Annotated in this window: 13 protein-coding genes; 12 read left to right on the top strand and 1 reads right to left on the bottom strand. The window is 41.1% G+C overall.

The genetic code is table 11. The features are described from left to right. Positions 1–325 precede the first annotated feature (325 nt). The 12 genes from GOP56_RS13895 to GOP56_RS13840 all read left to right on the top strand — a co-directional run bounded on the left by GOP56_RS13895 (position 326) and on the right by GOP56_RS13840 (position 13,317). Entirely contained in the window at positions 326–1,300 is a 975-nt protein-coding gene (locus tag GOP56_RS13895; RefSeq protein WP_163246857.1) for a FecCD family ABC transporter permease, read from the top strand. Next, positions 1,301–2,317, top strand: a complete 1,017-nt coding sequence (locus tag GOP56_RS13890) for a FecCD family ABC transporter permease (RefSeq protein WP_096887104.1) — start codon at positions 1,301–1,303, stop codon at positions 2,315–2,317. A gap of 22 nt (positions 2,318–2,339) precedes the next feature. Then, a complete protein-coding gene (locus GOP56_RS13885) occupies positions 2,340–3,266 on the top strand; it encodes an iron-hydroxamate ABC transporter substrate-binding protein (protein ID WP_101669219.1) in 927 nt (308 codons plus the stop codon). A 346-nt stretch (positions 3,267–3,612) separates the two neighbouring features. Further along, a complete protein-coding gene (locus tag GOP56_RS13880; protein WP_163245874.1) occupies positions 3,613–4,566 on the top strand; it encodes an alpha/beta hydrolase in 954 nt (317 codons plus the stop codon). A gap of 159 nt (positions 4,567–4,725) precedes the next feature. Continuing rightward, the gene (locus tag GOP56_RS13875; RefSeq protein ID WP_163245873.1) at positions 4,726–6,828 is read left to right on the top strand and encodes a WG repeat-containing protein; all 2,103 of its coding nucleotides are present in this window, start codon (positions 4,726–4,728) and stop codon (positions 6,826–6,828) included. 278 nt (positions 6,829–7,106) lie between these two features. Beyond that, positions 7,107–8,210 (top strand): hypothetical protein, encoded by a 1,104-nt coding sequence (locus tag GOP56_RS13870; RefSeq protein ID WP_163245872.1) that lies wholly within the window; start codon positions 7,107–7,109, stop codon positions 8,208–8,210. A 130-nt stretch (positions 8,211–8,340) separates the two neighbouring features. After that, the gene (locus GOP56_RS13865; RefSeq protein WP_163245871.1) at positions 8,341–8,823 is read left to right on the top strand and encodes a DinB family protein; all 483 of its coding nucleotides are present in this window, start codon (positions 8,341–8,343) and stop codon (positions 8,821–8,823) included. 164 nt (positions 8,824–8,987) lie between these two features. Then, positions 8,988–9,581, top strand: a complete 594-nt coding sequence (locus tag GOP56_RS13860) for a TetR/AcrR family transcriptional regulator (protein WP_163245870.1) — start codon at positions 8,988–8,990, stop codon at positions 9,579–9,581. 247 nt (positions 9,582–9,828) lie between these two features. After that, positions 9,829–10,494: an HlyD family secretion protein gene (locus GOP56_RS13855; protein WP_163245869.1), complete on the top strand. Its 666-nt coding sequence runs from the start codon at positions 9,829–9,831 to the stop codon at positions 10,492–10,494. A 10-nt stretch (positions 10,495–10,504) separates the two neighbouring features. Beyond that, positions 10,505–12,058 carry an MDR family MFS transporter gene (locus GOP56_RS13850; RefSeq protein WP_163245868.1) on the top strand — a complete coding sequence of 518 codons (1,554 nt, stop codon included), beginning with the start codon at positions 10,505–10,507 and terminating at the stop codon, positions 12,056–12,058. Positions 12,059–12,214: 156 nt separating this feature from the next. After that, positions 12,215–12,706, top strand: a complete 492-nt coding sequence (locus tag GOP56_RS13845; protein WP_096887096.1) for a DUF4188 domain-containing protein — start codon at positions 12,215–12,217, stop codon at positions 12,704–12,706. Between the two features lie 167 nt (positions 12,707–12,873). After that, positions 12,874–13,317, top strand: coding sequence for a flavodoxin (locus GOP56_RS13840; protein ID WP_163245867.1), 444 nt, complete (start codon positions 12,874–12,876; stop codon positions 13,315–13,317). 209 nt (positions 13,318–13,526) lie between these two features. Here the strand turns inward: GOP56_RS13840 and GOP56_RS13835 are convergent, their stop codons facing one another. Continuing rightward, positions 13,527–14,255, bottom strand: coding sequence for a stalk domain-containing protein (locus tag GOP56_RS13835; RefSeq protein ID WP_022585507.1), 729 nt, complete (start codon positions 14,253–14,255; stop codon positions 13,527–13,529). Positions 14,256–14,596: the final 341 nt, after the last annotated feature.

Genomic DNA, 14,596 nt, shown 5'->3' with positions numbered 1-14,596 from the left:
TTTGCATAAGCAGTATGGCTCTTTTTATAAACTCAGCGCCAACAGGTGCTGTTTTTTTATTGACGTTAGAGATTGATTTCGATCTGATAGATCATGTAATGAAGGAACAACTTTCACAAAAATATAAAAACAATTGTGGGTATAATTTTTCTTGATTTTTTATAAGTAACCAAGCTATAATCACAACTGAAAATAATTATCATTTTCAAAGTTAAGCTTGTTATACATAAAATTCAAACAAGAATTGGTTTGAGGAGAAGGAATGCTGTTGAATAAGCTTGTGATAAAAATAACTACAGCAAGATGGGGTCTATCACTCATCTCGATGCTTTTTCTCTTGGTGCTTGTCGGTTTACTTGTTTCTATGTTCATAGCCATCTCATTTGGAGCAAAGGATTTGACACTAGAAACGGTATGGACGGCTGTTACTTCCTATAATGCAGAGCTGACAACACATCAAATTATTCACGAAATGCGGTTACCGCGTGTGATTGGGGCTGCTGTTGTCGGAGCAGCGTTCGCAGTTGCTGGGGCGTTGATGCAGGGAGTTACACGTAACCCGCTAGCTGATGCAGGGATTTTGGGGATTAATGCAGGTGCTACGTTTGTTGTAGCGCTCAGCTTTGCATTCTTTCCAAATTTGACCTACTCAAGCTTGATGGTTCTGTCATTTCTAGGAGCCGTGCTTAGTACCTTACTCATCTTTTTATTGGGATCGAGGGCAACTGGAGGATTAACACCATTGCGTCTAACGATCGCCGGAGCGGTTGTTGCAGCTTTTCTACATTCACTCAGTTCAGGAATCGCTATTTATTATGATTTGAGTCAAGATTTAGCCTTTTGGTATGCCGGTGGTGTCTCTGGAGTGAGATGGTCTCATCTTAAGATACTGGTGCCGGTTATCCTGATTGCCATTTTGTTTGCTTTTTTATTGGGGCGTTCTGTTTCGTTACTTTCATTGGGCGACGAGGTGGCAGATAATTTAGGCGCTCATACAAAGCGGATTCGGTTATTTGGAATGGCGCTTGCTGTATTGCTTGCTGGTGTGTCTGTGTCTGCTGTTGGTTCCATTGGATTTGTCGGATTAGTCATTCCGCATATTTCCCGAAAGCTAGTAGGAGTTACTTATCGACTTATTATTCCAATGTCAGCTTTATTAGGGGCAATTCTGCTGGTGTTAGCTGACTTGGGAGCAAGGACAATAAATCCGCCTAGAGAGTTAGCGATAGGCGTAATGGTGGCACTTGTCGGTGTTCCTTTCTTTCTTTACCTTGCCCGCAAAGAAGGGAGGAGCTTATAAATGGAACAGCGCATTTTCAAAAGAGACAGGCGAGCCGGATTGGTCGGAATCATTCTAGTGCTTATTAGCTTGGTTACCATTCTTATCAGTCTTAATACAGGCTCTATCCGACTTGCTCCGTTAACTGTTTTACAAGCCTTTATAGGCAATGGCAGTCAAGAGGATATGATGGTTTTATTTGAATACCGCCTGCCGCGTATTGTTGTCACCATGCTTGCTGGAGTGGGCTTAGGAGTTTCGGGAGCTATACTGCAAGGGGTATCCCGTAATTCATTGGCAGATCCGGGGATTTTAGGTCTGCATGCAGGTGCTGCTTTTGGCTTGATGATCTTTGTTAGTTTTTTTGAATCCCTAAAAGGGTCTCAAGCTTTATTGATCCCGCTGTTTACCTTTTTAGGTGGTGTAGTGACTGCGGTACTGATCATGCTCCTAGCTTATGATCGACATAAAGGGTTGCTGCCGATTCGCCTCATACTGGTTGGCATTGCCATTACAGCAGGCTTCAGTGCAATTACGCTGTTTCTGTCACTTGCCTTAGATGAAACAATATATGCTTTCACTTCTAGATGGCTGGTTGGTAACGTATGGGGACGAGATTGGATCAATGTAGTGGCTCTTCTGCCATGGATTCTGATCTTTACACCATATGCATTCACCCAATCAAAAGCACTGAATGCTTTCTCACTTGGGGATGAAGTGGCTATGGGGATTGGAACTGCCGTGAACCGTAAACGCTTCTTATTACTGATAACCGCGGTAGCCTTATCATGCGCCAGTGTTTCGATGGTGGGAGGAATCGGTTTTATTGGGTTAGTTGCTCCTCATTTAGCGCGTCGACTGGTTGGACCGTTGTATCAGCATTTGCTACCAATAGCGGGTCTTATTGGCTTGGTCATTCTAGTGATTGCAGATACGGTTGGTCGTGCTATTTTTCAACCAAATGCGATTCCAGCTGGAGTAGTAGTGGCTGCTGTAGGTGCCCCCTATTTTTTATATGTATTAGGTAAAACAAAATAAATCATTTTCAAAAGGAGAAAAAATGAAAGAGAAACTACTGATTCTAATGTGCATCCTCACTATTTTTGTATTGTCTGCTTGTGGACAAAGCACGCCACAGTCAAATACAGAGTCGACAAAAGGGCAAACAGTCGAGCAATCGGCAGATAAGAAAGAGCCCCGTATTGCCTCCATGTCCATCCATTTGACAAATAACCTGCTTGCATTAGGCATTACGCCAGTTGGTTCTGTAATTGGTGGCGATTTAAAATCCTTCCTGCCTCACGTAGCTGATCGTCTGAAGGATACGAAACCATTAGGGGTAGTAGCAGACCCTGATATGGAAGCTCTATTAGCATTAAAACCAGATGTAATTTATGTAGATCAACAATATGCCGGAAAAGATTTATCTAAGTATGAAAAAATTGCAAAAACACATTCATTTAACCTAGATGATGGTACATGGCGAGATACGTTGAAAAAAGTAGGAAAGCTTGTAAACAAAGAGCAGCAGGCGGAAGCCTTTATTAAGGATTACGAAGCACAGGCAGAGCGTGTGAAAAAGCTTGTACAGAGCAAAATCGGTGATGGAACCGTGATGGGAATACGTGTCACGGGGAAAGAGCTACGCGTATTTAGCACAAGAAGACCAATGGGACCGATTTTATACGAGGACTTAGGCTTGAAACCTGCGAAGGGTGTAGAGAAGCTAAATAAAAAGAAAGCTTTTGAAGTGATTTCACAAGAGGTCCTTCCTGATTTTGATGCAGATGCCATCTTTGTTATTGTGAACAATAGAGGTGGGGCCGACAAGATGTTTGAGCAATTACAGAGCAATCCGATCTGGAAAGATTTAAAGGCCGTGAAAGCAAATCACGTCTACATGATTCCAGAACAACCGTGGCTAGATTACTCAGCACTTGGGGCAAAAATGGCATTGGATCATGCTGAAAAAATCTTTAGTAAATAGACAACAACCAAAAAGTCATGCGATTCTTGCGCATGGCTTTTTGCTTATTGAAAAAGAGGAATGGAAAAATTTTTGTGGAAGTAAATGGTAACGAGGTATCTATACAGCGAATGATGGATGGCATTAATAGGGGAATCAAAAAATAAAATGAAATGTGCCTCATTTTTCTATAAGAAGGGTTGGTCACAGGTAATACCTTTGACAAAAATCGGACAGTCCGCAATAACATTCAGAGGGATTTGTTATTTTTTATAGAATTAGTTGGTATTGATTTCTATTTCAAGGAAATGTAACACCGAACAACTTGTGAGAACAGAATAAGCATACTTTAAGAGGAGAAACACGCATGAACAAACGACGACTCATTATAACTTGTGGCTCAATCGTAGCTTTCTTTTTTATTGCGATCATTGCCGCCAGTAGCTATTTTTATCAGATCAGCATCAGTCGTGATGGTCAGGTCACGCTGTATTCTGGTGAGCAGGAGGCTGCTGCTACCCCTGTAGATGCAGAAGTGGAACGGGATAAAATCAGTGTAGAGGAATGGTACAAAAATCAGGAAAAGGGAAGTTTAGAGCAAACGTCCTTTGACGGATTAAAGCTAAAAGCCACTTACATACCAAGTGATCAACCTAGCGACAAGGCAGTTATTTTAGCTCATGGCTATCGCCGTAAAGGGGAAGACATGAAAAGCTACGCAAAATTCTATCATGACTTAGGCTTTCAAGTGCTAATGCCGGATGCGCGTGGCCATGGGAATAGTGAAGGCGACTATGTCGGATACGGCTGGCATGATCGTAAGGACTATCTAGGGTGGATTAAAATGCTAACGAAACAGGCAAAAGTAGAGCATATCTTCTTACATGGAGTCTCAATGGGTGGAGCCACAGTCTTAATGACTAGCGGCGAGGAGCTGCCACCTGAGGTAAAAGGAATTATTGAGGATAGTGGATTCACATCCATGACCGAGGAATTGGCTTATCAGTTGAAGCATTTATATCAGTTGCCGACTTTCCCGCTTATGCAAACAACGAGTTGGACGACTAAGCTACGGGCAGGTTATTCGTTTGCAGAAGTTTCTCCTATTGAACAAGTGAAGAAGAATACTCGACCGTTATTTATCATCCACGGCGATCAGGATAAGCTGGTGCCAACAGAGATGGCTTATCGAATCTTTGGCGCAGCACAAGGAGAAAAACAGATCTGGATAGTGCCTGGAGCAGGACACACGAAATCATTTACCGTAGCAAAAGAAGAGTATCAAAAGCGTATAAAGAATTTTATTGAGCAGGCACTTTAGGCAAATGTTTATGTGACGTGACATTCCGTTGGCAAAAAATAAAAATAAATGTAGAGCATCTGTTTATAGCGTTATTGCTGTGACAGATGCTTTTTTGTTTGGTACATTGCCTTTTCTATTACATAGAATATGAAAAACACAACTAGAGGAGGGTGCCTCATGATGTGGGAGGAATCGGATGTTTTAGAGGCGGCACGGCAATATTTGCCGGATGATGCGGAGGTTTTGCCAATGATAAAGCCTCAACATTCATCTTATGTTCGTACAATTGACACGGGCAAAAAAGGCAATCCAAGCGTTGCTGTTGCGTATAGATGGTCTGGGGGAATTTCACTGGTGATGCTCAAGCGAGACTGTGCTGGTTGGCAGGCAGTTTTTGAAGATACGGCTCATCCGCTCTATTGGTACTATCTGGCTGAAGCTCAATTGCAGGAAAATTTACCCGCTAAGGCTATTGAATCTATAGGAGCAGGTATCCGAGTCAAATCATCAGCTATCTATGCACCAAAATGGAATGAGTTAATTAAAACGATTCGTATACAAATAACACAAAAGTTAGTTGCTCTTTATCCGGCATCCATGAGTACGAGGGAAGGAGTGAAATGGGGCTATATTAATGAGCGCGGACAGTTTTTAATCATCCCCCAATTTGTATACGCTCTTCCCTTTGAAAAGAACGGGCTTGCTGTTGTAACGGTCGCAAATGGTACCGGATTAATCAATGAACAAGCTCAGTACGTTGTAAAGCCTGTTTACAATTCAATTAGCTCGTTTACGGAAGGTCGGGCAACTGTAATCGATGACAAGGGCTTTTGGGTGATAGATGACAAGGGAACAGTGTTGAGCGATAAACCCCACTCCTTTATTGGAACGTACCAAGATGGAAGGGCAGTATTTGCTGATACAAATGAACAGGGGTATCGATACGGCTATCTTAATTTGGAAGGGAAGGTTGTGATACCTAACAAATATGAAGAAGCCAATGATTTCATTGACGGGAAGGCAGTTGTCAAAATCAAAGAGAATCAATATGCGCTTTTAGGCCGTAATGGGGAGGTATTACATACGTATCCTTACCATTCTGTAGGTCCGTTGAGCGATGGATTAATGGCTGTTCAGCATAAAGAAAAAGAGCCGTTTGGCTATATGGATGAACAAGGAAAAATAATCATCAAGCCGCAATTTACTTCAGCACAGGCATTCAAAGGAGGTCGTGCTGTAGTTAATACATCGGTGGATGATTTCGTGCTTACATTGGGGCTGATTGATAAAACAGGAGCATTCAAAATTAAGCCGGGGTACAGTGATATTGAGATGTTAGGGGAAGACCGGGTAGCAGCAGGCATTCTAAAGGACAGCAAAGCACCATACATGGGTTCTACATATGCAATTGCTGATAAGGATGGGCGTTTTTTTACAGAATTCGTGTTTAATAAAGTAGAGAAATATCAGGATGGGATAGCCTCAGCGACTAATGAACAGTCTACCTTCTTTATCGATCGTTTTGGAAAGATCATGAAGAATCTCCCCATTCTTAAAGGGAACGGAACGCTTAGTAAGATAGGAAACGTAATTAGGGCTGATGTGAACCAGCGAGTAAGCTATTATCAACCAAATGGCACATTGATTTACGCACAAAATACGGTTATTCCACTTACCAAGCAATACCGGGTCAAAGAGGAGATGTACCATCCTAACAAGGATTATCTCGTCTACTATCCACAAATAGAAGGAATGACTACCAGCACGATTCAGGAACAAGTAAACAAGCGTTTAAAAGATTTATCTCAAGTCAAGCCGATCGATCCGAATGTCCAGTTAGATTATAATTATTTCGGTGACTTCTCTGTTGATTTCTTCAATAATCAGCTTGTGCAATTAAAGCTACAGGGTTATAACTATCCGTTTGGAGCTGCACATGGAATGCCTACACAGATCTATACTCCAATTGATTTGGTGACGGGGCAATTCTATAAGCTACAGGATTTATTCAAACCTAGTAGTGACTATGTAAAGATTTTAAGTTACATTATCGGCCAAATGATCAAGACAGACCCACAATACTCCTATGTTTTTCCTAATGCCTTCAAAGGAATCGCGCCGGACCAGCCCTTTTATGTGCATGAGGACGCTTTGTATATTTATTTTCCTCCCTATGAAATCGCACCTTATGCTGCAGGCTTTCCTACTTTTCGGATTCCATTTAAAGAGATTATGCCTATTATTAATACACAGGGAGCGTTTTGGAAGGCATTCCATTAACAAGCTAGATACGAAAAGCCGCAATTCATGTTTTTTGAGTTGTGGCCTTTTTGTATGTGCGAAAAATATTTGTATGATCTTCTGATTCTTGACTACTAAGGCTCGTACTTTTATACATATGTTTTAGATAAGTGTTTATTTTTCAGGAATAGGATGTCAGGTATATGAATACATCAAAAGGGACGGATGCATGTATCAGATCATTTACACGAAGTTACATAACAGGAGAGGCGTAAGGAATTAGGGTAGATCATTTTTATTAGAGGAGGGAAATATTCATGACAGAGTGGAGGGCTTTTGAAGAAAATGCATTGTACCCTGATTGTCATGCGAGGTACTATTTCTATCCGTTTGTAGTTGATCCTGACGTAGAGATCATTATCGAGGGAGAATATCCTTGTTCACGTTATATGTCTTATACAGTTTACGGCTGCAATCTGCAAGTGATTGCAACCGCGTTTGATCAAATGCTAATCCCCAATGATGGATGTGTAAATACGTTTGAGCCATATGCGAATTGGCAAGCTACAAATCGCAGCTATACACTCAAGCTTCAGTTCACACCACCACCTCAATATGTATGCCCTTTTGTTCCTGGGGTAGGCAATAATATATTTTTTGTTGGCGCACTGCCAAATGGCCAGCTTAATTCGTGGGGGATTCTAGTCTATCGTATATATGTAGCAAGTGAAGGAGCAGACGAGGCAGGGGGAGCTCTACCGAAAATCACCTATCGGCGCATACGAGATGGCAAACGTCTCAGAATAAAAAATTCGAAGCCATTTGATATGAAAGCTATTTTACAACAAAGCAATCAAGCATGCTGCATGCCGTCTAATCCAATAGCAAATCGAACAGGAGCTTTGCCGCCAAATACTAATGGGCTCACCTGGACTCGTCCATCTTACAAGCAAAATCTCGTTTTACTAGGTAACCCGCAGGGAGGTTATATGTATGCCCCGCTTTATTCCTCGCCTACTCAGTATTTGTGTTTGAGATGGAAGGCCCCCACATTCCCTGATACGTACCATAATCAGCCCATTACAGGACTAGAAAATATGCGATATTGGAGCATGTCCTTTGTCTCCAAGGTTGGGACTGCTACCATCTGTACGGTGGCTGATTATCAAACCGTATTGGACGAACAAGGATATGCTACATTGGTAGTAGGATTCGGAGCTCCGCGTCCCGCTTTTGCCATTCCTGAGCATGGGTACACTTGGATTGATTTAGGCAATCAGCCAGTAAAAGGTGTCATTTATCGCAATATGGTGGTATCTGCATGTTTTCCTTGCACAGCAGTAAATATCCCCTTTGGTCAACAGGTTTCTATGCAGATGGGAGAGTATTTACCAATGGGACAATATATTTCAGGAAACTAAAGGAACATTCTGCATTCAAAGTTTATTTTCTTTGAGTGTAAATTCTATAAGGGAAAGTGATACAGGAAATTCTAATCAATGTGAAGAACAGATAGATATTGGGAAAATTCTAGAAAAAGGAGGTACACCTATGAATATACATGCAGTCAGGACAGAATTAATTGAGACGGTAGATGGTTTGTCAGATACAGAACTCAATCAAAGAGCAATGGAGGGTGTCTGGACGATAGGACAGGTACTGGAGCATTTGTATCTGACCGAAAAAGCGGTAGCTTACCATGTGGGAAAGGCGCTACGTAATGAGGATGTACAAATAGATCGAAAGCCCATTTCCTTAATACTGGATCGTAACAACAAAGTGCAAGCTCCTACTCCTTATGAACCAACAGATGAACCTAAACATCTACAGGACTTACTCCTGAAGTTGGAATCTACTCGTACCTCTTTGTTGGGCGCTTGCGAAGATACAGAGAGTTCTCAGCTTGCCAAAAAAGGATTTACTCATCCAGCATTTGGGCTTCTAGACATAAATCAATGGATTGAATTTGTTGGACTTCATGAGCAAAGACACCTAGAGCAAATCAAAGAAATCAAGGATCACTTATCGGTGTAGCTAGCTAGATTTGGTGTTTCTGCTGGCGCTTGTCTAATGAAAACCCGTAAAAAGGAAAAACAGACTGCCAATCCGTTGTCTGTTTTTTTTATATTCCTCTTTACAAACCGACCAGCGGTTTGTAAAATGATAATAAGGAAATAATGGTAAAGGAGAACGTGCTCATGACACAACAGAATCACGCCGTGTCCACTTTTCAGCTACTAGTAGCAACTACGGAGGATCTCATTCGTGAACGGGGATGCCGGCAAACTACCCTACAAGAGATTATGAACAGAACCAAATTGTCAAAAGGAGCCATTTATCATTATGTGCAAAGTAAGGATGGGCTATTTGCTTATATTTTGCAAACGAAAATGGAAAAGGTAAACGAGCAATTTCAGCACCAAGTGGAAATTGCCAAACGTGGAGAATTGCATGATCCACTAAAAGCCATCATTGATGGTTTTACTGAGTTGCTACAGGGAGAAAAAGAAGTCTCCAGTCAAATTTTTATATATCTCCTTAGTCAAAAAGAAAATAAAGGAATTGCTACTTTATTGAACCGATTTCATCAATTTTCTGTTGATATGCAAATGAAGTGGCTTCAATGCGGGCAGGAAGCAGATGCTATTTCCCCAAATATCGATCCACGGAAAATGGCTCATTTTTTTATGACAAATATGTATGGGAGCATAATTGCAAAAGAAATGGGCGTTAATCTATTTTCGGCTGATGATTTATACCTTATTATGAATGATTTATTGCAAAACAAATAAAGAAGCAAGTGAAAAATACTAGGAATAGCAGGAGGTCAACTACTGATCTCCGTCTGCTTGTCCTACTGGGAAAGGAGCTTTTGCAAATGATCCAAGTATGGAACACGATCCTTCTGCCTTGAGCCAATAAAGAGAAAGTATTGTAGTCCAATCCAAAGAAACAATCATGAGAACGAGCATAGGAGCTCTTTATTTTTTATCGAATACAAACCGCCAGTCGGTATGTTAATAGGAGTGTTTAGCTTATATGAAAGCAAGATCAACAAAGACGCGCAATTTTAAAATCATCCTTACTATTATTCTAGTGGTGGCGATCTCAATTATTTTGTACTACAGCTACAAAAATTACTATTACGTCACAACTGAAGATGCTCAGGTTACAGGGGAAATCTATAAAATAGCGGCTAAGGTACCAGGAAAGATAGAACAATTCAGTTTGGAAGAGGGTACGCAGGTTCGCATGAATCAGGTAGTTTCCAGGCTCGAACAAGTAAATGCCAATCATATTTCTTCTTTAGAAAACATGATTGTACGATCTCCAATCGATGGTGTCATTATTCAAAAGCTTGCTAATCAGGGGGAGATTGTAGGCGCTGGTAATCCGTTAGCTCTTGTAATGAACAAAGCCACCTTATATATTCAGGCCAATATAGAAGAAACCAAAGCAGGCTATGTTAAAGCTGGGCAGCCGGTGGAGATTCGCTTAGATATGTTTCCCGGTCATGTGTATCAAGGCAAGGTTGAATATGTCGGAGAGGCGACGCAGTCCACATTTTCTTTGCTTCCTCGAACGAATGCAGGGGGTAGTTTTACCAAGGTCACACAACGTATTCCGGTTAAAATCAGCTTTGTTGAACAAGCTTTTCATTTTACGCCTGGAAGTAATGCTACGGTCACGATTCTTGTGAGATAGGAGAGAAATCATGAGTAGAACGAAACAACGTTATCTAGACCAAGCGCATTCTTCTTCCCAGAGCTTTTGGCCCGCTGTATTTGCTATTGTGCTAGGCACATTTATGGCGGTATTGGATACCAGTATTGTTAATGTGGCGATCCCAGAAATGATGAATGTTTTTGGAGTCTCTACGGACGAGATTCAATGGGTAGTTACGATTTATACACTTACGATGGCAGCTATCATTCCCCTTTCAGGATATGTAGGCGCTCGTTATGGCATGAAGGTGAGCTATCTTGTTAGCCTGCTCCTGTTTACGTTAGGTTCGTTATTTTGTGGATTGGCATGGAGCAATGAAAGCATGATCGCAGCAAGAATTGTTCAAGCCATGGGCGGTGGCTTGATGATGACAATTGGACAGTCGATGATTCAATATGTTGTACCTGTGGAAAAAATGGGTCCGGCAATGGGGGTATTTGGCATCTCGGTATTTGTCGCGCCAGCAATCGGACCTAGCTTGAGTGGCTATTTTGTAGAATATTTGGATTGGCGATTGATTTTTACTGTGAATATTCCATTTGGATTACTGGCTCTTTATTTAGTCTGGCGCTTTTTACCAGAGACAAGTGCAGAAGGAGGGCACCGCTTTGATTTACTGGGGTTTGTGTACGCGAGTGTATTTCTTGTTGCGACCTTGTTAGCCTTTACTAAGGGAGAGCAGGAGGGGTGGAGTTCCTTTTATATCGTTTCCTTATTTTTGTCAGCATTAGTTAGTGGTGTTCTCTTTATTCAGAGAGAGCTATCGACATCGGAGCCTTTAGTGGATATCCGTTTGTTTGGTAATCGAGATTTTACATTAGGTGTTTTGGTTAACAGCTTGATCATGGCAGCCAATTTTAGTGTCATTTATCTCTTGCCTATTTATTCGGAAAACATGCTAGGAAAAACAGCAATGGAAACTGGCCTTCTCCTACTGCCTCAAGCGATTGCATCTGGTATTGTGACGCCATTAAGTGGAATGCTGGCGCCTAAATGGGGAGTAAAGCCTTTTATTATTAGTGGCATTGCACTATGTATCCTATCTGGGATCGGCATTGCTCAGATCGATCTACATACGGATATGAGCTATATGACATGGTTACTGGTACTTAGGGGTGTAGGAATGGGTTTATGCTTAATGACCTCTATGCAGATTCCTCTGTTAGCTATTACGGATCAAAGCAGGATATCGGCAGGCTCTGTCATTACTAACGTTTCTCGACAAATGGCTATCTCAATTGGCATCGCGGGCTTAATTAGCTATTTTTATCAGCGTGGTGCTACATATACGGCTCATTTATCAGAAACGGTTACATATAAAAGCGTGTCAACCAGCGAGACACTACAGCAATTTATACAAATGTTTAGCCATAAAGGATTTTCGGGCATGGAGGCACAGAGTATGTCTTTGGGATTGATGGGGCAATTGGTTCAAAAATATGCTACTATTCAGGCTTTGCAGGATAGCTTGGCGATGGCAGTGCTCGCATTCGCGGTAGCTCTTGTATTGATTTTTTTGGTACGGGAAAAGAAAATGCCTTAGAGCAGATTTCACCCATCACAGATAGCGGTTCCCATACATTTATGGTCAAGGTGCTACTGGATCATGCTGAATTACGTTTGCGGCCTGGAATGACAGGGTTCGTAACAATCACGGAAGATACGAAATAAGAATGCACAAAGAAGGGGAGAGAAGACGATGAATAAAGTACAAAATGGTCGATTCGCAGCATCAGGGGGCAAATCCTTCGTGGTGTTTTACATTGGAATGCGCATCAATAAATGGTGGGCCGTTCATAAATGGATTCCTGTCTTTCTCGCAATGGTGAAGATGCTTAAAGAGCTATACCAGCACCCAGAATTAGGGTTTATGGGAGCAGAAAATTGTTGGAATGGTAGAACAATCGGTCTCATACAGTACTGGAATTCCTATGATCAGCTAGAAAGCTATGCCCATGGTGGCTATCATCTAAAGGCTTGGAAGGATTTTCAGCGCAAAATAGGTTCAGATGGAAGTGTAGGTATTTTTCACGAAACATATAGCATGGAACCCTCCAAGTATGAGGCAATTTATGCGAATATGCCGTTGTTCGGACTGGCCAAAGCGATTGGTCAGGTCCCTGCCACTGGTAAATATCAAAGCTCTCGAAAAAGATTAACAGCAAACCCTTCAGAAGAGAAAGCAGAATGAAGAAGGGGGGCAAGGCTTCTTCTAGGATATGTGGGCAACAAGCTGGTGTAAAATCAGCTTGTTATTTTTTAAAAAAATATTGACAATGAGAATCAGTATCAATATTATGTAAGTGATAAAAATTTTCATTTAAGGATTAGAAATATAGATATAAGGGAGAGATCTCCGTGAGCAAAATTGGAATGATATATGCGAGCATGACAGGAAACACCGAGGAAATGGCAGAACTGATTGCGGAAAGCATTCGCGAACAAGGGCTAGAAATTGAAGTAAAAGAGGTATGGAATGCGAAAGCTGCTGACTTGGTTGAATATGATGCAATCCTGTTAGGGGCATACACTTGGGGCGACGGAGATCTGCCGGATGAATTCCTCGACTTTTACGATGAAATGGACGGACTTGATCTTAGCGGCAAGAAAGCGGCTGTATTTGGCTCTGGCGATACGAGCTATCCAATGTTTGGAGAGGCTGTAGAGACACTGATTAAGAAGCTGCAATCCTTAGGAGCAGAAATCGTAGTAGAGGGCTTGAAGATCGAGCTTTCACCTGGAGATAAGGAAATTGAGGAATGCAAGGAGTTTGGCGCTACCTTTGCCCAGAAGCTAGGATAATGAATAGCTCGGATACGAGTACCTTTTACGAATAAAGATAGGGATAAATGATAAAGAAGCCAGAAGATGAAACAGGTAATTTCTGTTCATATCTGGTTTCTTGTTCTGTTCAGTTTTCTGTTTCCTTTTATTTATAGGCCGACCATCATGCAAAAAGCCCCGGAGAAAGCCTCCGGGACCGATTGAATAAGAATTCTTGGTTATTTAGCTTATTGCTTGTCGTAGGTAACTTTATTCGTTTTACCTTTACCTTTGAATTCCCACAAGTCATCTTTACCATCAGTGTCATAGATTGTTCCATCAATGTCAGCATCTTTAAACTCATCCCAGATGTCATCGCAGATATCTTTGATGAATTTTTTGATTTCTGAATCACTTAGGTCTTCATATTTACTCTTATAATCATCAAGGTCAACCTTAATGGTTACGTCGATATCATCCTCGTCACCTTTTAGAGTGATATCCCATTCGATTTTTTTCCATTTACCATAATCATCGTTTAGAGTGTCCTCTAGCTCATCTACATCATCTTTTTTGCTCTTTTTCTTTTTATCTTTATCCTTCTTATCTAATTGATCTCTATAGTAGGTAACGTCTTTTTCTAACGTAGAGATTTTAGAATCTTTGGCAGCAAGCTCTGCTTGTAGCTGTGCAATCTTAGGATCTACACGATCTCCTACAGATACTGTAAAGGAAGCTTGATCCCAAGAAACATCCTTGTTAAATACCCCTGCCATCATGCGAAGCGGGATGTATGTAGTACCGTTTACGATGAATGGCTCGGTATCAGTTGGAACTACATAGCCGTTATACTTTACTTTCACATTGTTGTAAGTAGCTTGAATATTTTTTTTCACGACAGCTGCATCAGTTGTAGCAGGCAAAGCCCCGATTAACAAAGCTGAGGACAGCAAAAGTAGCGTTTTCTTTTTAAACATGTCTTTCCCCTCCAGATAGTGGATCAATCTTCTTTTGATACTCATTTGTAAACCTTTTATCCGATAATGAAACGGCAAGTTAGCATGGAATTCTCTCTAAATATAGAACTCCTAAAAATATACGGCTAAGTATCAGAATAGTGCTTATCACGCTTTTTTACAAGAGAAAAAAGTCATACTGTCGTCCCATTTTTCATCTTTTTTCCTGCTAGGTTCGTGTCGTTTTTTTCCATTATTTTAGTTAAAAGCTTTTATACTGGGAAAGTTTTTTAGTTAAGATAAAAGTATCCAAAGTAAATAACGGTAATAATTACTAATCTTTCAGTTAATGTAAACCAGAG

Source organism: Brevibacillus sp. 7WMA2, assembly GCF_010748895.1.
GTDB lineage: Bacteria > Bacillota > Bacilli > Brevibacillales > Brevibacillaceae > Brevibacillus_B > Brevibacillus_B halotolerans.
Note: the sequence above shows the minus strand (reverse complement) of the source record. Positions and strands in the feature narration are given on the sequence as shown.